Annotated in this window: 17 protein-coding genes; 10 read left to right on the top strand and 7 right to left on the bottom strand. The window is 68.8% G+C overall.

All coding sequences use genetic code 11. The features are described 5' to 3' along the window. The first annotated feature begins 28 nt into the window (after nucleotides 1-28). The 8 genes from F792_RS0104355 (at nucleotide 29) to F792_RS0104320 (ending at nucleotide 7911) form a co-directional block, all read left to right on the top strand. On the top strand, nucleotides 29-1411 hold the full coding sequence (locus F792_RS0104355; RefSeq protein ID WP_018168516.1) for an NAD(P)/FAD-dependent oxidoreductase: 1383 nt from the start codon (nucleotides 29-31) through the stop codon (nucleotides 1409-1411). Further along, entirely contained in the window at nucleotides 1412-2182 is a 771-nt protein-coding gene (locus F792_RS0104350; protein WP_018168515.1) for a DUF1365 domain-containing protein, read from the top strand. It abuts the gene before it with no gap. Next, on the top strand, nucleotides 2182-3438 hold the full coding sequence (locus F792_RS0104345; RefSeq protein WP_018168514.1) for a cyclopropane-fatty-acyl-phospholipid synthase family protein: 1257 nt from the start codon (nucleotides 2182-2184) through the stop codon (nucleotides 3436-3438). Before F792_RS0104350 ends, F792_RS0104345 begins: the two co-directional genes overlap by 1 nt. Nucleotide 3439: 1 nt before the next feature. After that, the gene (locus F792_RS0104340; protein ID WP_018168513.1) at nucleotides 3440-4783 is read left to right on the top strand and encodes an MFS transporter; all 1344 of its coding nucleotides are present in this window, start codon (nucleotides 3440-3442) and stop codon (nucleotides 4781-4783) included. Next, nucleotides 4780-5370 carry a chalcone isomerase family protein gene (locus F792_RS0104335; RefSeq protein WP_018168512.1) on the top strand — a complete coding sequence of 197 codons (591 nt, stop codon included), beginning with the start codon at nucleotides 4780-4782 and terminating at the stop codon, nucleotides 5368-5370. The genes F792_RS0104340 and F792_RS0104335 overlap by 4 nt, the downstream gene beginning before the upstream one ends. Nucleotides 5371-5730: 360 nt before the next feature. Continuing rightward, nucleotides 5731-6228: a GNAT family N-acetyltransferase gene (locus F792_RS0104330; RefSeq protein WP_018168511.1), complete on the top strand. Its 498-nt coding sequence runs from the start codon at nucleotides 5731-5733 to the stop codon at nucleotides 6226-6228. A gap of 383 nt (nucleotides 6229-6611) precedes the next feature. Continuing rightward, nucleotides 6612-7094 (top strand): hypothetical protein, encoded by a 483-nt coding sequence (locus F792_RS0104325; RefSeq protein ID WP_018168510.1) that lies wholly within the window; start codon nucleotides 6612-6614, stop codon nucleotides 7092-7094. After that, nucleotides 7060-7911, top strand: a complete 852-nt coding sequence (locus F792_RS0104320) for a hypothetical protein (protein ID WP_018168509.1) — start codon at nucleotides 7060-7062, stop codon at nucleotides 7909-7911. Before F792_RS0104325 ends, F792_RS0104320 begins: the two co-directional genes overlap by 35 nt. Before the next feature lie 175 nt (nucleotides 7912-8086). Here the strand turns inward: F792_RS0104320 and F792_RS0104315 are convergent, their stop codons facing one another. The 6 genes from F792_RS0104315 to F792_RS0104290 form a co-directional block, all read right to left on the bottom strand. Next, nucleotides 8087-9220, bottom strand: coding sequence for a porin (locus F792_RS0104315; RefSeq protein WP_018168508.1), 1134 nt, complete (start codon nucleotides 9218-9220; stop codon nucleotides 8087-8089). Nucleotides 9221-10275: 1055 nt separating this feature from the next. Further along, complete coding sequence (locus tag F792_RS0104310) at nucleotides 10276-11463, bottom strand: FAD-dependent monooxygenase (RefSeq protein ID WP_018168507.1); 1188 nt, start codon at nucleotides 11461-11463, stop codon at nucleotides 10276-10278. After that, the gene (locus F792_RS0104305; protein ID WP_018168506.1) at nucleotides 11460-12722 is read right to left on the bottom strand and encodes an FAD-dependent monooxygenase; all 1263 of its coding nucleotides are present in this window, start codon (nucleotides 12720-12722) and stop codon (nucleotides 11460-11462) included. The genes F792_RS0104310 and F792_RS0104305 overlap by 4 nt, the downstream gene beginning before the upstream one ends. A 483-nt stretch (nucleotides 12723-13205) precedes the next feature. After that, nucleotides 13206-14534, bottom strand: a complete 1329-nt coding sequence (gene pepP, locus F792_RS0104300; RefSeq protein WP_018168505.1) for a Xaa-Pro aminopeptidase — start codon at nucleotides 14532-14534, stop codon at nucleotides 13206-13208. Between the two features lie 32 nt (nucleotides 14535-14566). Further along, a complete protein-coding gene (locus F792_RS0104295; protein ID WP_018143882.1) occupies nucleotides 14567-15172 on the bottom strand; it encodes a UPF0149 family protein in 606 nt (201 codons plus the stop codon). Continuing rightward, complete coding sequence (locus tag F792_RS0104290; protein WP_018168504.1) at nucleotides 15172-15459, bottom strand: hypothetical protein; 288 nt, start codon at nucleotides 15457-15459, stop codon at nucleotides 15172-15174. The genes F792_RS0104295 and F792_RS0104290 overlap by 1 nt, the downstream gene beginning before the upstream one ends. A 217-nt stretch (nucleotides 15460-15676) precedes the next feature. Between F792_RS0104290 and F792_RS0104285 the strand changes: the two genes are divergently transcribed. Both F792_RS0104285 and F792_RS0104280 read left to right on the top strand, forming a co-directional pair. Next, nucleotides 15677-15904, top strand: a complete 228-nt coding sequence (locus tag F792_RS0104285; protein WP_018168503.1) for a cell division protein ZapB — start codon at nucleotides 15677-15679, stop codon at nucleotides 15902-15904. Then, the gene (locus F792_RS0104280) at nucleotides 15901-16203 is read left to right on the top strand and encodes a cell division protein ZapA (RefSeq protein WP_018143885.1); all 303 of its coding nucleotides are present in this window, start codon (nucleotides 15901-15903) and stop codon (nucleotides 16201-16203) included. The genes F792_RS0104285 and F792_RS0104280 overlap by 4 nt, the downstream gene beginning before the upstream one ends. Before the next feature lie 260 nt (nucleotides 16204-16463). On the opposite strand, the gene F792_RS14985 is transcribed toward F792_RS0104280, so the two are convergent. After that, nucleotides 16464-16649: a hypothetical protein gene (locus F792_RS14985; protein WP_081620113.1), complete on the bottom strand. Its 186-nt coding sequence runs from the start codon at nucleotides 16647-16649 to the stop codon at nucleotides 16464-16466. Between the last annotated feature and the right edge of the window lie 382 nt (nucleotides 16650-17031).

The raw sequence follows: 17031 nt of genomic DNA, 5'->3' as shown, positions 1-17031 counted from the left end.
TCGCCCTGCGGCCCGGAGATCCACCACCATGCAACGCTCGCGCATCGCCGTCATCGGCGGAGGCATCGCCGGCCTGTCCGCCGCCTGGATTCTGCAGACCCGGCACCAGGTCCAACTGTTCGAAGCGGAACCGGAGCTCGGCGGCCATGCCCATACGGTGGAGGTACCCGATCCGCAGGGCCACACGGCCATCGATACCGGCTTCGTGGTCTACAACGAGCGCAACTACCCCCTGCTCACCCGCCTGTTCACGGAACTCGACGTCCCCACCCAGGATACGGACATGTCCTTCGGCTATTCGCGCCAGCCCGCGGGCGTCGAGTATGCCGGCTCCGATCTGAACACCCTGTTCGCGCAGCGCCGCAACCTGGTGCGCCCGGCTTTCCTGCGCATGGCGAGCGATATCCTGCGCTTCAACCGCCTGGGCAAGGGCCTGTTCGAGCGTGGCGAAAGCCCGGAGGGCACGCTCGGCGCGTTCCTCGCCCGACACCGACTGGGCCGCGGCTTCGCCGAGGACTACCTGCTGCCGATGGCGGCCGCGATCTGGTCCTGTCCGCCCGAGGAGATCCGCGAGTTCCCGGCCGCCAGTTTCCTGCAGTTCTTCCACAACCACGGCCTGCTGGATCTGCGTGATCGCCCGCAGTGGCGCACGGTGGTCGGCGGCAGCCGCGAGTACGTCCAGCGGCTCGCGGAGCGCCTGGAACCCGGCAGCGTGATTCACCAACCGGTGCGCGCAGTGATCCCCGATGCCGACCGGTGGCGGGTCCTGACCCACGATCAGGCAGCGGGGTTCGACGCGGTCGTGTTCGCCTGCCACGCCAACACCGCGCGCTGGCTGCTGAACAAGGCCGACCCGGCGCGCGAGCGTCTGCTCGCCGCCTGCCGCTTCCAGCCCAACCGCGCGGTACTGCACACCGACCCGGCGCTGATGCCCCGCTCACGACGCGTGTGGTCCTCCTGGAACTATCTCTCCGGGCGCTCCACCCAGGCGCGCGACAGCGTGTCGGTCTCCTACTGGATGAACCGCCTGCATCGCCTGGAACGGCGCCAGGACTACATCATCAGCCTGAACCCCTGGCGCGAGCCGCACCCGAACACCGTGCTCGGCGAACAGCACTGGGAACACCCGGTCATGGACACCGCGGCAGAGAAGGCGCGCCAGCGCCTCGCGGCCACCCAGGGCGAGAACAACCTGTACTTCGCCGGTGCGTGGATGGGCTACGGCTTCCACGAGGACGGGCTGCGCTCGGCGGTCGCCGTCGGCCAGGTCCTGGGCATCCAACCGCCGTGGTCGTACCCGGCGCAGCCCGCGGACGCCCCCGCTCACCCCGGGCGCGAACCGGAACCCGCGATCCATGGCGGCGGGACGGTACCGGTCCACGCGCCGGCCGCGCAATCCCGGAGCGCGTGAATGGACGCCGCCCTGGTCCATGGCACGGTGCTGCACCAGCGGTTCTTTCCGCAGCAGTATCGCTTTCGCTACCCGGTAACCAGCGCGCTGTTCGATATCGATCGCCTGGCGGAGACCACCCGGCACTGCCGTCTGTTCTCGCTGAATCGCTTCAACCTCTTCAGCCTGCGTACCCGGGACCACGGCCCGCGCGACGGTCGCGCCTGGCGCCCGTGGATCGAGGCCCACCTGGCCGAGCACGCCATCGACCTGGCCGGCGGCCCGATCCACCTGCTGACCATGCCGCGCGTCCTCGGCCATGCCTTCAACCCGCTCAGTGTCTGGTACGCCCGGCATGCCGACGGCGACCTGCGCGCCATCCTGCTGGAGGTGCGCAATACCTTCGGCGAGCACCACCACTACCTGCTGCACGAGAACGGCGCCCCCATGGCCCTCCCCGTGCGCCAGGAAAAGAACAAGGCCTTCCACGTCTCACCGTTCATCGACATGCACGCGCGCTACGCCTTCACCCTGACGCCGCCACGCCTGCAGTCCGGCGCATCGCTGCGCATCGCGATCAACGAATACCAGGACCAGGACCTGATGCTGGTGGCCTCGCAACACGGCCGCCTGCGCCCGTTCAGCGACCGCGCGCTGCTGGCCGCCTTCCTGAAGAAACCCTGGATGACCCTCAAGATCCTGCCGCTGATCCACTGGCAGGCTCTCAGAATCTGGTGGCGCGGCGGGCGCTATCACCCACGGCCCGCACCCCCCGCACAGGAGATCGACTAATGGCCCTCGACCACCTCGACACCCCGCAGGAAGGCACGACCCGGCCCGACTGGGCCCTGCGCCTGGTTGCCCGCGCCCTGAAGGACATCGACACCGGGCAGATCACCCTGATCGGTCCGTCCGGCGACCGCATCACCGTGCGCGGGCGCAAGGCCGGCGTCGAGGCGGTATGGCACTTCCGCCGCCCGTGGCGGGCCATCCTGCGCCTGCTGCGCCACGGCGATATCGGCTTCGCCGAAGGCTTCATCAGTGGCGACTGGATCACCCCCGACCTGCAGACGCTGCTGCGCTTCGCCACCGACAACGAACAGGCCCTGGCGCCGATGGCCGAGCGCCCGACATGGCAGCGTGCCATCGACCGCATGCGCCACTGGATGCACCGCAACAGTCGCCGCGGGAGCCGCGCCAACATTCGCTTCCACTACGATCTCGGCAACGACTTCTACAACCTGTGGCTGGACCGCACCATGAGCTACTCGTCGGCGCTGTTCACCCGCGGCGACGAGGCCCTGGAACAGGCCCAGGCGCAAAAGTACGCCCGCCTGCTGGACCAGCTGAACGCCGAACCCGGCGCGCATATCCTCGAGATCGGTTGCGGCTGGGGCGGCTTCGCCGAGATGGCGGCTCAGCGCGGCTTCCGCGTCACCGGGGTCACGCTCTCGCAGGAGCAACTCGACTACGCTCGCGCGCGCATTGAACGCGCCGGCCTGGCCGACCGCGTGGAACTGCGCCTGCAGGACTACCGCGACCTGCAGGGCACCTACGACCACGTGGTCTCGATCGAGATGTTCGAGGCCGTGGGCGAGCAGTGGTGGCCGACCTTCTTCGCCAAGGTCCGCAGCTGCCTGCGCCCCGGCGGCCGCGCGGCGCTGCAGGTCATCACCATCGCGGAGGAGGCCTTCGAGTACTACCGCCGCAACGCCGACTTCATCCAGCTCTACATCTTCCCCGGTGGCATGCTGCCCTCGGTCCCGCGCTTCAACGCGGAGGCCGAACGCGCCGGGCTCGCAGTCAAGGACCAGGCCCTGTTCGGCGAAGACTACGCGCGCACGTTGCGCCACTGGCACCGGGAGGTCCGCCAGGCGGAGCCGGTCATCGAGGCGCTGGGCTACTCGCAGTCGTTCCTGCGCATGTGGCGCTACTACCTCGCCTATTGCGAGGTCGGCTTCGACACCGCCCGCGTGAACCTGATGCAGGCGGTTCTGCAAAGCCCGGTCCAGTCCGCCGCGCCGGGCCGCGACCCCGCGAACCGATGAGGTGAGCACCCTTCGCTGGCCGCGGCTGTTCGCCTACGGCGGCCTGGGCATGCCCCTGGCCGTCCTCGGCCTGCCGCTGTATGTCTTCCTGCCCGCCCACTACGCCGAGCACACCGGCCTGGGCGTCACCCTGGTGGGCGTCTTCCTGCTCTTGGCACGGCTGCTCGATGTCGTCACCGACCCGCTGATCGGCCATCTGTCCGACCGCATCCCCGGCGCCTGGCGGCGGCGCGCGGTCATGCTGGCGGGCGTCCCGCTGCTGCTGATCGCCGCGCCCTTCCTGTTCCGCCCACCGGCGGATGCCGGCGCCTGGTATCTGCTGATCTTCAGCACCCTGGTCTACCTCGGCTGGACGCTGGTCGCCCTGCCTTACGCCGCCTGGGGCGCCGAGCTCTCCGGTGACTACCACGAGCGCTCGCGCATCACCGCCACGCGCGAGGGCTTCGTCGTCCTGGGCACGGTGACGGCCGCCGCGCTCCCCGCGGTCCTGGGCCTGCAGGACGATGCCGGCGCGGCGCTGGCCACCCTTGCAGTCCTGCTGTGGGTGCTGCTGCCGATCGCCTTCGTTGTCCTGCTCTGGCGGGTGCCGGAGCGCCCGGGGCGCCTGGCACCGGTGCCCTGGCGAGCCGGCTGGACCCTGCTGCGGTCCAACCAACCGTTCCGCCGCCTGGTCCTCGCCTGGGTCCTGAACGGTACGGCCAACGCCATCCCGGCTACCCTGTTCCTGCTGTTCATCACCCACGTACTGGAGGCCCCCGGCCACGCCGGGCCACTGCTGCTGGTCTACTTCGCCACCGGCATCCTCGCGCTGCCCCTGTGGCTGCGCCTCGCCCGCCGGCTGCCCAAGCACCGGGTGTGGACGCTGTCGATGCTGCTCGCCTCGACCTTCTTTATCTGGGTTCCGTTCCTCGGTTCCGGCGACGTGCTCGCGTTCTACGCCATCACCGTATTGACCGGGCTCAGCCTCGGTGTGGACCTGGCGCTGCCGGCCGCGATGCAGGCCGACGTGATCGACCAGGACACCGCCGACGGCGGCGGCGAGCGCGCCGGACTCTTCTTCGGGCTGTGGGGCATGGCTACCAAGCTGGCCCTGGCCCTGGCCGTTGGCATCAGCTTCCCGCTGCTGGGCCTGGCCGGGTTCTCGGCCGACGGCGACAACGGCCCCACCGCCCTGCTCGTGCTGGCGCTGGCCTACGCCGGCCTCCCGGTGCTGTTCAAGCTCGCGGCGATGGCCCTGATCTGGCGCTTCCCCATCGACGCCGACGCCCAGCACGCCCTGCGCGAACGCATCCACGCGCGCGAACGCGCCGCACCTTCAGCCCAGCCCGGAGGAACCAACCCATGAATAGCCACGCCACCCGCCGCGGGACCCTGCTCGCATCCATGCTGCTGCTTGCACTGTTCCTGACCGGCGCACCCGCCAGCGCCACGACCGAGATCGACGGCGTCCGCTTTGCCGACACGGTCACGATCGACGACACGACCGTCCCGCTGCGCGCCGGGCGGCTCTATCGCTACACCATCTTTCGGGTCTACGTCGGCGCGCTCTACGTCCCGGAAAACGTCGCTCCGGACGATGTGCTGACGGCCGACGTGCCCAAGCGCCTGGAACTGGAGTACCTGCGCGCCATCAACGCCGACGACTTCCGCAAGAGCGGCAACCGCCTGCTCGAAGACCAGCAGACCCCGGAAACCCTTGCAGCCCTGTCCGACCGGCTCGAGACCTTCAACGCCGCCTACCGCGACATGGAGGCGGGCGACCGCTACGCCCTGGAATACCGCCCGGGCCACGGCACCCGCCTGCTGCAAAACGGCACACCGCTGGTCGAGGTCCCCGGCCACGACTTCGCCACGGCCTACTTCGGTATCTGGCTGCACCCGGAAGAGCCCCTGTCCGGTCGCTTCCGCGACACCCTGATCGGCCAACGCTGAATCCGTCGCATCCCGGTTGCCCGCAGTTGCATTCGCGCAAGTGCATCGCAGGCTCAAACCAGGCGCCAAACGTTCACCGGTCATCGCGAGGCGCGAAGCGCCGTGGCGATCGCACCGCCCTGCTACCCGCACGCGCCCATGGATGGCCGCGCGGCGCGCACAACGACAAAAGGCACCTCCGTTTCGATTGGTTCGCGCGGCTCACGATCCGCTAACTGACTCACAGGAAGATTGCCCCAACGTAGACTAAACTTTTCCGTTCGGGACCCAGGGCCAGGAAGGCCGGGGAGCCATTCATCCACCCGTCCGCTCGCGTACGGATCGGGGCTCTCCCTCACAGCGTTCCGACGGAGGATTGCCATGCAACACCGCATCGCCTTCCGGGAGGCCACCTGGCCTGCCGACGCCGAGGCACTGTCCCAAGTTCGCTGCGAGGTCTTCGTCGAGGAACAGGGCGTGCCCGAACCACTGGAGTTCGACGGCCTGGACGCCGCCGCCCTGCACTGGCTGGCCACCGGGCCAGGGGACGAACCGGTCGGCACCCTGCGCATGCTGCCTTCCGGCCAGATCGGCCGCATGGCCGTGCGCGAACCCTGGCGCGGACACGGCATCGGCTCGCGCCTGCTGGACTGCGCCGTCCACGCCGCCGCCCGCCACGGCTGGCGCGAGGTGTGGCTAAACGCCCAGAGCACCCGCATCGGCTTCTACGCCCGCCACGACTTCTTCGTCATCAGCGACACCTTCGAAGACGCCGGCATCCCCCACCGCCGCATGCTCCACCGCGTCCACTCCCCGATCGCACGACCCAGCCAACCCTGGAGCCACCCGAACCACGGCCTGGCCGCACATCCGCTATAGCCTACCCCCCCCCGGGGCCGGGCTCCTCGTGATGCGATTCGCTACGCTCATCGGCATCCTACGAGGGTCATTATGGGGGCCGACTCGCCCGCGAATCGGCAACACCCCTCACCCCGCAACGCCCACAAACGTAGGGTGCGTTGAGCCCTGCGAAACGCACCACTCACCACGGGGCATACCCCACCCACGATGCGATTCGCTACGCTCTTCGGCATCCTACGAGGCATTCTGTGGGAGCGTGCCTGCACGCGAATCCCCGCCCCGAAACCAACGAATCCAGCCGGCCCCCGACGCCGCACGAAACCACCACCGTACCCAGAGATGCGAACACACCCGCACTCGCCTATGCTGAGAGAAGCACCCAGCACGCGAGCGAAACGCCGATGACCACCCCCGAACGCGACCCGACCCTGATCGACGCCGAGGCCCTGCTGGCCGAACTCCTGGCCGCCACCCGCCGGCGCCTCTGGCTGCATGCCCGCGTCGCGCTCCTGGCCGAGATCGCGGGTGCCGACCTCGGCGCCGAGCTGGCCGGCATCGCGCGCCGCCATCGACACACCGATATCCGCCTGCTGGTGGACGACGATCTCGCCCTGAAAGAACAACTCCCGAGCCTGGTCGAGAGCATCAAGCGTCTACCCAGCGCCGTCTCGGTGCGCCGGCTGGCGGCCGCGGAGGAAAGCCCGCTCACCGTCACCGCCATCGCCGATCACAGCGGCTGGATGCAGCTCACCCAGGCCGGCGGCCGCCGCATCCTGCGCGGCGACGTCGAGGACCGGCCCGGCACCCAGCGCGCAGTCCAGGACTTCGAGGCCAACTGGAGTCTCAGCGATGAAGCCGTCGAGCTCCGCCGCCTCCTCGTCTGACATGCCCCGCATGGTGGATCGGCGCCGCTGGCTACGGGGCGCCCTCGCATTAGCCGCCGGCACGCTCCTGCCTGTAGCCGCGCTCGCGCGTGAACCCCACGCCGAAGTCGCCGTCCTGCCGCTGCAAAACCGCCCGGCCCACAGCCTGCTGCCCGAGCTCCAGGCCCTGTTCGGCGACACCGCCACCCTGCGCGGCGACGGCTTCCGCCTGCTGGTGCGCGCCGACGCCCGCACCCTCCAGCAGATCCGCGAGGTCGTCACCGAACTCGACGCCCCGACTCAGGACCTCATCCTCTCCGTGCGCCGCCACAGCGACGCCCCGCGAACCGAACGCGGCAGCGGTTTCGAGTTCGAGAGCGGCCCGGACGGCACCGAAGGGCGCATCACCACCCAGCGCCTGCGCACCACGCGCCGCGACGACCAGACCCAACACCTGCGCCTGCGCGAAGGCACCGATGCGATCATCCTGGTGGGCGAGACCCGCACCGCCGGCTTCCGCATCATCCACGGCCGCGCCGGCGTCGGCGTCGAACCCCTGCTACAGGACACCGCCCGCGGCTTCCGCGTACGCCCCCAGGTGCAACCCGACGGCCGCGTGCGCGTCGCCATTGCCCACCTCCACGAACGCCCGCTCGCGCGCGGCGCCGTGGACCGCGACGCCGTGGATACCCAACTCACCCTGGAGCCGGGCGCCTGGCATACCCTCGGCGGTGCCCACAGCAAGAGCGCCGCCGAGCAGCGCGGCCTCGCCTCCCGCCGAACCACCCGCGACCGCGACACCCTCACCCTCGAAATCCGCGTCGATCCCGTCCGGTAAACCGCCCAAAATAGCCCCCCCCTGCGCTTCGACTGTACCCGGCGCCGAACGCCACACCCCCAAACGCAAAAAGGCCCCAACGGGGCCCGGTCACGCATAAAAAACGGGGCCCCTGGGGGCCCCGCAAAACAAGCTAAAAACTTGTTGTTATACCGCTTGGTAGCAGTGGCTGCCCTTAGAAGGACACCCGCAGGCCACCACCGACGCCGGTGTAGGAATTGCCAGCGGCGTTAACAGCGCCACCTTCGGCACGGGCAAACGGGATGTTGTCGTCGTGGTCGGCGTAGGAGACACCGGCAAACGCCATCACGCGGTTGCTGAAGTTGTGCTTGACGCCCAGGGCGACAAAGTCGGTGTTGCCGTCCAAGTCCTCGCCATTAACCTGATAGTCGGTCGAGGAGTTGCGGGTGTGGCCCAGGGTCAGCACGAAGTCGTTGCGACCCATGGTGTACACGCCGGAGACAAAGCCACCGGTGGCGTCACGTTCCACGTTACCGAGCGCATCTTCGAACTTGTAGGATTCGATCTCGCCCACCACACGGAACGGACCGGACTTCCAGTCGGCGCCAATCTTGCTGGCCTGGAAATCAGCATCATCATAGCGATAGTCATCGGCATTGGTGTGCGCAACGTACAGGTCCACGGCACCGAGATCGAAGTTCAGGCGACCGGAAATGGCCTGCTCGCCGCTACCGCTGCCGTTGTTCTGGGCGACCGCGAGCTGCAGCCCGACCATCCCGAAGCTGTTGCCATAGTTGATCACGCGATCTTCGTACGAGCCGTTACCCAGGCCGCCGATGCCACCAGTACGGATCGGATTGCCGTTATTATCGGTTTCACCGGTAAAGCCAACGCCCGCATCGGCAGTACCCAGACGGACAGCCTGGCGAGCCTGCATGAAGGTACCGTTCAGCGGGTCCTTGCCGGCGGTGTTGTACGGGAGACCCATGCGGCCCATCGTGACACGACCAAAGTTGCCATCGAGGCCAACGTAGACGTCACGCGCACCGGAATTCAGGCCGCTGGTGGTCTGGGCGTCCTGCTCGAGCTTGGCGAGAGCGGTCAGGCCATTACCCAGGTCGTGGTTGATCATCACGCCCAGACGGTTCGGGCCGTTGCCATCGGTAACCCAGCCAGCGCCGCCAGCGTCGTACATGCTGAAGCCGTTGTCGAAGTCGCTGCTGCCACCGGAGTTGTAGACGACCTGCGTCTGCAGCTGGCCGAACAGGGTGACGTCGGAGTCGGCGGCGGCGAAGGCCGGGACTGCGAAGGCGCCGGCAACGGCGACGGCGAGAATCTGTTTTTTCATGGTGCGTATCTCCCAGGAGAGGTGTGTTGTTCGTTTCTTACGCCGCATCCACGGTCGATGCCGCGAATGACAGGTGTTTTATATACACCACGGTGTCTCGTTTCAACCCCTGGGCGAGAAAAAATTGCCACAGTTGGGTGGTAAACGTGACGCAGGATGGGTTTCGGAAGATCAAACACTTGCGGGAACAGGCTACAGAAAGGCGCGAGATATCCGGCAACTTGCTGAATCGAGGGGAGCATTAGGATCGGCTTACCTGCCTGGAGGCGAGCAAACGGGTGGCTTGATCAGGTTTTTCTTATTTTTTCGGGATTTGCTGCGCGCGGGGGTTTTGCAACGCTCGCAAGGCAGGTCAATGCATTGCAACGCCCGTTGTTTTTTTGCAACGAGGTCGTTTTCGGGTGACGGCGAGGAGGGTGTGTTGTGGAAATGCGACATGTCCTTGGGCCGTCGAAGCGTTGGCGGAGATCGACACGTTTGCGCTGGTCATGCTTTGGCAGGGGCTTCGCGGCCGAGGCCGCTCCTACAGGGGCATGGGGGGCGGTTGAAGCGCGGGGTGTAATCCGGAGATCGCGGCTCTTCGCCTCGCTGCGGCCGGGATGAGGGAGTGCAGGACTCGTCTCGGGATCTCTTCGAGTAACGCGCCTCGGCCACCCGCCGCCGTCATCCCGGAAACCGCGCAGCGGTTATCCGGGATCTCGCAGGTTCGGGGAACCCCAATCCCTTGAGGTCCCGGCCCTGCGCTTCGCTCCGGCCGATGACGGGTGGGGTGGACGTGTGGGCGGTATGCCGGGGGTTCAACGAACGGTCGGGGGGACCATGGGCGGCGTCGCGGGGACATGGCAGCGTGCCAGGGATCGATGAGGAGGGGTTCCCGAGGCCATGATGCGGTTCGCTGCGCTCAGCGCACCCTACGGGATACCACGGCCCGCCATGCACAGGGTCCAGCGAGGGCTGCCGCACCCGAGCCCGGCTCGAACTGCGGTTTAAAGCACTCGTAGGATGTGATGAGCGAAGCGAATCGCATCACCCCGGGCCGAACAGCCTGGGTCGCCTTAATCGAGGCCGAAGGCGCGGAACGCAAGGCGGCGCTTGAGGGGGGTGGCCTGGTCGACCAGGCGAATGCCGAGACCGCGCAGTTCCGGGAGGCCGGCGGCGTGGGTGCCGAAGATCAGGCGGAAGCCGTCCATGGCGCGCTGCATGAAGGCGTTCTCGCTGCGGCGGTCGCGGGTGTAGGCGCGCAGTACGGTCTCGGCGCCCGGGTCGCGACGGGCGGGGCCGTGCAGGCGCTCGACCAGGGCGCGGGCGTCGGCCAGGCCGAGGTTCAGGCCCTGCCCGGCCAGCGGGTGGATGGTGTGGGCGGCATCCCCGGCCAGGGCCACGCGGCCGGCGTGGTAGTCGCGGGCGTGGCGAGCTACCAGCGGGAAGCTGGCGCGCTTCGATGTGGCGGTGATCGCCCCCAGTCGGTGGTCGATCACCGCCTCCAGCGCCCGGCAGAAGCCGGCATCGTCCAGCGCCAGCGTGTCGTCGGCCTGGTGTTCGGGCTGGGACCAGACGATGGAGCTGCGACCGTCCGCCAGCGGCAGGAAGGCGATGATCTGGTCGTCGACGAAGCGCTGCCAGGCGGTGTCCTCGTGCGGGCGCTCGGTGGTCACGGTCGCGACCACACCACGGGCGTGATAGTCCTGCTCGCGCACCGGGATACCCATGCGGGTGCGCAGGGGCGATTGCGCACCATCGGCCGCGACCACCAGACGGGCGGAGGCCAGCGGCGCATGTTGCGGGCCGTAGAGATCCACCCGATCCGGGCGGGTGTCGAGACTCTTCCATTCGGTTTCCGGCCACAGGGCCACGCCGGTGGCCTCCAGTTCGGCCCACAGCACGGCCTCCAGGGCGGCGTGCTCCACGGTCCAGCCGAGCGCCGGTACGCCCAGCTCGTCGGCGTCGAAGCGGATATGCCCGGGGCCGTGGCCATCCCATACGGCCATGCCGGAGAAGGCATGGGCGCGGCGCGCCTCGAGGGCGTCCTGCACCCCCAGACGGGCCAGGAACTCCATGGAGGCGATGTTGAGCGTGGCGACGCGCGTCACCGGGGTCGCGTCGCTGAAGGTGGGCGCGCCAGCGCGCTCCAGCAGCCCGACGCGCAGGCCCTGGCGGGCCGCGCCCAGCGCGATGGCACCACCAACCGCGCCAGCGCCCACCACCAGCAGGTCCAGCACGTCGCGGGAACCGGACGCGCTCATGCCCCGCCCCCTGCGTCCGGCCGCGCGAGATGGCGCGCGGTATGGCGCGGCAGCGGGCCAAGGCCCATCGCCGCCTGTGCCAGGCGATCGCGCGCCGGGCGCAGGCGGTCGACCGCCATCATCCCGCTGCCCAGCGCATGCCCGCGCAGGCCCGCTGCGTGCAGCATGCCGCGCGCGAGGAAGTCGGTCGCCGCCACCACACCGTTCACGTCGGCACGCCGGGCCCGGGCATAGGCGGCAAGGGTTGCGGGCGTGCCGGGATCGGCGACAAAACCGGGCGCCCCGCCCTGCCCGCATCCCTCGCGCAGCGCCCCCAGCAGGGTCGCCACGTCGCGCAGGGCAAGATTCAACCCCTGCCCCGCCACCGGGTGCACCGCGTGCGCGGCATTGCCCAGCAGCAGCGCGCGGTCCGCGACCGGCTCCGGGGCATGCACCCGCTCCAGCGGGAAGCGCACCACGCGGCCCGCCGGGCGCAGCCGACCCAGGGTCCAGCCGAAGCGGGCCTGCAGCTCGCGCAGGCGTTCGGCCTCGTCCAGTTCCAGGCGGCGCTCGCAGGTCTCCGGCGGGGCCACCCAGACCACGTTCATCCGCCCATCCGCCCGCGGCAGCAGCGCCAGCGGGCCCTCGTCGGTGAAGCGTTCGAAGGCCTGGCCGTTGTGCGGCCGCGCGGGCAGGACATCGAAGACCAGGGCATCCGCGGCGTATCGCAGGCGGTTCACCGGCAGGCCCAGGGCCTTGCGGGTCGGCGACTGGATGCCGTCGGCGGCCAGGATCAGGCGCGCGGCCCAGGCGCTCTCGCCTTCGGCGCCGTGGATGCGCAGTGCGCGCTGGCCGTCCGTCACCTCGCCCACGCCCGCCAGCGTCGAGTGGTGGCGCACGTCCACGCCGGCGTCACGGCAGGCCGCATCCAGCATGGGCTCCAGCGCGACGGCCGGCACCACCTGGCCGAGGGCGTGGCGGCCGTGATCGGCCGCGTTCAGGTGGACGCGCCCCAGGCCACCGCGGCGGCTGACGACGATGGAGCGGATCGCAGTCGCCCGTTCGGCCAGCGGCGCCCAGTAGCCCAGATCATCGAGGAACTGCACGGAGCCGGCCGCCAGGGCATAGCCGCGGGTGTCATTCGCGTGGGCGTCCGGCGCCGGCGGTGCGCCGCGCTCGAACAGCGTGACCGCGTAGCCCGCCCGCGCCAGGGTGCAGGCGGCGAGGCCACCTACCGGCCCGCCACCGACGATGGCGATATCGGATCGTTGTTCGGTCATGTCAGCCAGATACCCCGTCGTTGCGAGGCCCCGCAGGGGCCGTGGCAACCTCTGGATGCCTGCACATTGGCGGGATCGGGTGGCAACGGAAGGCGATCGCCACGGCGCTGCGCGCCTCGCGATGACGGGAGTGGTGGGTTCCCGTCCATTTGTAGCCATGGCCATGCCGGCCCCAAAACACGCAGGCTCCTGATGGACCGTTGGCAAAATACCGCTGCGCAGGATGCGGATGAGCGCAGCGAATCGCATCACGGGGCGCGTGGCTCCGTGGTGAGCGGTGCGTTTCGCAGAGCTCAACGCACCCTACGGTTCCTACGGTTCCTGACGGGCGGAGCGGGATTGTCGCTCCCCCATTCGCCTGCAAGCAGGCTCCCACGGAGGATCGTGCATCCTGCCCCCTGTAGGAGCCTGCTCGCAGGCGAAGAGCGCCGGACCGAATCCCCGGCCTTTCATTGCAACGGGCGGTGTGGCGGGCGGGCATGGTCAGCTCCAGCCCGGGAGGTCGCCGGCCATGCAGGCCTCGATGTCGGCGACGGTCTTGGGGCAGTCCGCGGTCAGGACCTCGTGACCGTCGCGGGTGACGGCCACGTCGTCCTCGATGCGCACGCCGATACCGCGCAGCTCCTTCGGTGCCTCGCTGTAGGGCCCGAAGTAGAGGCCGGGCTCCACGGTCATCACCATGCCCGGCTCCAGCTGGCGCCAGGCGTCGCCGACGCGATAGTCGCCGACGTCGTGCACGTCCAGCCCCAGCCAGTGGCCGGTACGGTGCATGTAGAACGGACGGTAGGCCTGGTCGCGGATCAGCTTGTCCAGGCGGCCCTTTAGCACGCCCAACTCCTTGAGCCCGCGGGTCAGCTCGCGTACGGCGGTTACATGCGGGGTGTCCCAGTCGTTGCCGGGGCGGACCTGCTCGATCGCGGCGAGCTGGGCGGCCAGCACGCACTCGTAGACCTCGCGCTGACGCTCGCCGAAGCGCCCGGAGACCGGGAAGGTACGGGTGATATCCGAGGCGTAGCCCTGCACCTCGCAGCCGGCGTCGATCAGCAGCAGGTCGCCGTCATTCAGCGCGGCGCGGTTCTCGATGTAATGCAGGATGCAGCCGTTCTCGCCACCGCCGACGATGGAGGGGTACGCGGTCTCGGTGCCGTAGCGGTGGAACTCGTGCAGCAGTTCCGCCTCCACCGCGAACTCGGTCAGGCCCGGCCGGCAGGCCTGCATCGCGCGCACATGCGCCTGGGTGGAGATGGCCGCGGCGTGGCGCATCAGCTTCAGCTCCGGTGCCTTCTTGAACAGCCGCTGCTCGTGCAGGTGGTGCTCCACCGCAACGAACTCGTGCGGCGCGCGCACGCCGTTGCGGGCCTTGGCCCGGACCTGGTTGACCCAGCCGAACAGGCGCTGGTCCAGGGGCTCGTCGCGTCCGAACGGCGCGGCCAGCACCGCGCGGTTCTCCATCAGCCCCGGCAGGATCTCGTCGATATCCTCGATCGGGAAGGCGCACTCGGCCCCGTACGTCTCCATCGCGCCGTCCGGCCCCGCGCGCCGCCCTTGCCAGGTCTCCTGGGTGGGGTCGCGGTCGCGGCAGAACAGGATGTACTCGCCCGCCAGACGCCCCGGCACCAGCACCGCCACCGCATCCGCCTCGGGGAAGCCGGTCAGGTAGAGGAAATCGCTGTCCTGACGGAAGGGATATTCGACGTCCCGGTTGCGCGTACGCTCGTGGGCGGCCGGGACGACGATGATCGAGTCCGGCCCGATCGCCCGCATCAACCGCTGGCGACGCCGGGCAAACTCGCCCTGCGGGATCTCCGGCATCCGGCCCGGCCGGGGGGCTTGTCGCGTTCGCGTCATTGCATCGGGATCCGTTTCGGGTCGTCCGGAGCCAGCTCGTCGGCGATCAGCAACACGCCCACGCGCACGTATTCGTTGAGTTCCTCGAAGGCCGCCGCGTTGTCCTCGTCATCGTCCGGCTCCAGCTCGATGCGAGCAATCTCGGCGAAGTCGCGCAGGATCTCGCTGGCCTCGGCCGAGGGCTTGAGCTTGGCCAGACGGGGTGTCTGCCCGAGCCCGGCGATGAAGCCGTCCACCCACTCCGACAGGGCCTGGGCCTGCGCCTCGATGGCGTCGTCCTCCGGCAACAGCGGACCGAAACCCAGCTCCACGTCGTAGAGCTGCGCCAGCAGCGCGCGGCGGATCGCCTCCACGGTCTTGTCGAAGCGCTCTCCTGCGCCTTCGGTCAGTGGCAGGGCCTCGCCCAGGCTCAGCTCCAGGGCCTCCACAGAGGAACCCGGATCGGCTACCAGGCATCCGGTGAACAGCCCGTGGGCCGAGGCCGGCGTCTGCGCATAGCCCATGCTGCGCAGCCCGTGTTCGAGCTGCTCGCGCAGGGCCTCGGGGTCGCGCTCCAGGCCGTCCAGGGACTTGGCGTTTCCGGTGCCCGGTGAATGCGTCATCAGAAGGACTCCAGCCGCGCTTCGTAGGGGAACAGCAGGAAGCGGTAGAGATCGTCCCCCACCTGCAGATGGGTGAACTGCGGCTCGCCCAGCTTGATCGCGCTGGAGCCGGTGGAGGACAGCATGTTGAGACCGAAGCGCTTGTCCTCGATCAAGGCGTTCAACAGCTGCTCCAGCTCCGGACGCGGCACAGTGCCCGTATTGTCGACAATCCGGCACGGCTTTCCGTTATGGGCCGTACCCTCGATCACGGTAGCGTCGGGGCCGGGTTCGGGTGGCTGGGTCATGGGCGACAACACTTGATGGCTTAGGGATTCCACGTATTGTGGCCAGCGCGGGTGCCAGGCCGCAACAAACCCCGGAATGCCTGGTGCACGAACGCGTACATTGACCGGCGTCTCCCTGTGAGTCACGCAAGTTGACGCTTCGCTCGAACGCCTCCTAGACTCCAGAGATTAATCGACTCGCGGCGAAAGCCGCACCTGCCACGCGGGGCCCGAGGCCATGCAGCCGAACGACGATTCAGCGATCGACCCGACCGAACGCCTGGAGGCCGCGATCACGCGCCTTCTGGAAGAGCATGCGGCCCTGCGCGAGGAGAACCACCTGTTGCAGGAGCAGATCCGCCAGCTCAAGGGCGAACGCGCGACCTTCAAGGAACGCAACGAACAGGCCCGCCACCGGGTCGAGAACATGATCGCGCGCCTGCGCTCGATGGAGCACAGCGAATGAGCCAGTCCGAACCCGTCCGCGTCTCCATCATGGGCAAGGAGTACCAGATCGCCTGCCCACCGGAGGAACGCGCCGACCTGTTTGCCTCGGCGTCGCTGATCGACGAGCGCATGCGCGAGTTGCGCGATGGCGGGCGCATTGTGGGCGCCGAGCGCATCGCGGTGATGGTGGCGCTCAACCTGGCGCACGAGATGCTGGAGTGCCGGCAGCAGAAGGCCGGCGCGGACACCTCCGGAAGCTCGGAACGCCTGGTCGCCCTCGCCGACCGCATCGAGAAAAGCCTCGGCTCGTCGCGCTAGCGCGTTTGGCGGCGTCCCGCCGTCTTTCTTCCCTGCATTGCCAAGACCCCGGTACAGCCTGATGGCTGGCCTTGGTTCGTCCTCCGGTGTTTACGTGCCCTCGGTACGCCGCCTGCCACGCGCTGACTCGCCAGCGCGCCCCGAGGTCCTTTCTTGCTTGCCCAAGAAAGTACCCAAAGAAGGGCACCCGGATTCCGCCCGGGAACCTTGCTCCAGGGTTCTCGGGCCGGCGGCGCTGAACTCGCTACGCTGCGCTTCGCTCAGACATCCAGCGCCTTCTCCCGGCCCGAGAACCCTTCCGCAAGGGGCTCCATACGGGAGGGGAAGGTCAAAACCGACCGTATCCCCACGCCTCCGCCTAACCATAGGCATCGCCGCCCGAAAGCCCCCGGCGCCCGCTCTGCGGGCGCGGCACGCCATGGCCGAAGGCCGAGCGTGCCGAAGATGTCGGAATAGCCTGCCTTCGACTAATGGCGCAGGCCTTCGGATCGCAATTGTCTTGACCTACCTCCCCGTTGTCGTCGCGCCGAGTGGAGAGGCTTTTCGCGGGAGAAAAGGCGCTGGATGTCTGAGCGGAGCGCAGCGTAGCGAGTTCAGCGCCGCCCGCGAAAAGCCTCGGAGCGAGGGAAACCCCGGCCCGCGCAGCGGGCCGGGGTCGCGGCAGTCGGGCGTGTTTCTTGGGTACTTCTTTGCACGGGCAAAGAAGCCAGTTTTTGATCAACAACGGGCGCGGTGCGCTCGCGAGAGAGCGCTTGGCAGTAAGCGGACCGAGGCCACCGTAAACACCGAAGGACGAACCAAGGCCAGCCTCTACTGAGCGAGACATGC

Source organism: Thioalkalivibrio sp. ALMg9 (assembly GCF_000380625.1).
Taxonomy (GTDB): Bacteria; Pseudomonadota; Gammaproteobacteria; order Ectothiorhodospirales; family Ectothiorhodospiraceae; genus Thioalkalivibrio; species Thioalkalivibrio versutus.
This window is presented reverse-complemented; position numbering and strand designations above follow the sequence as displayed.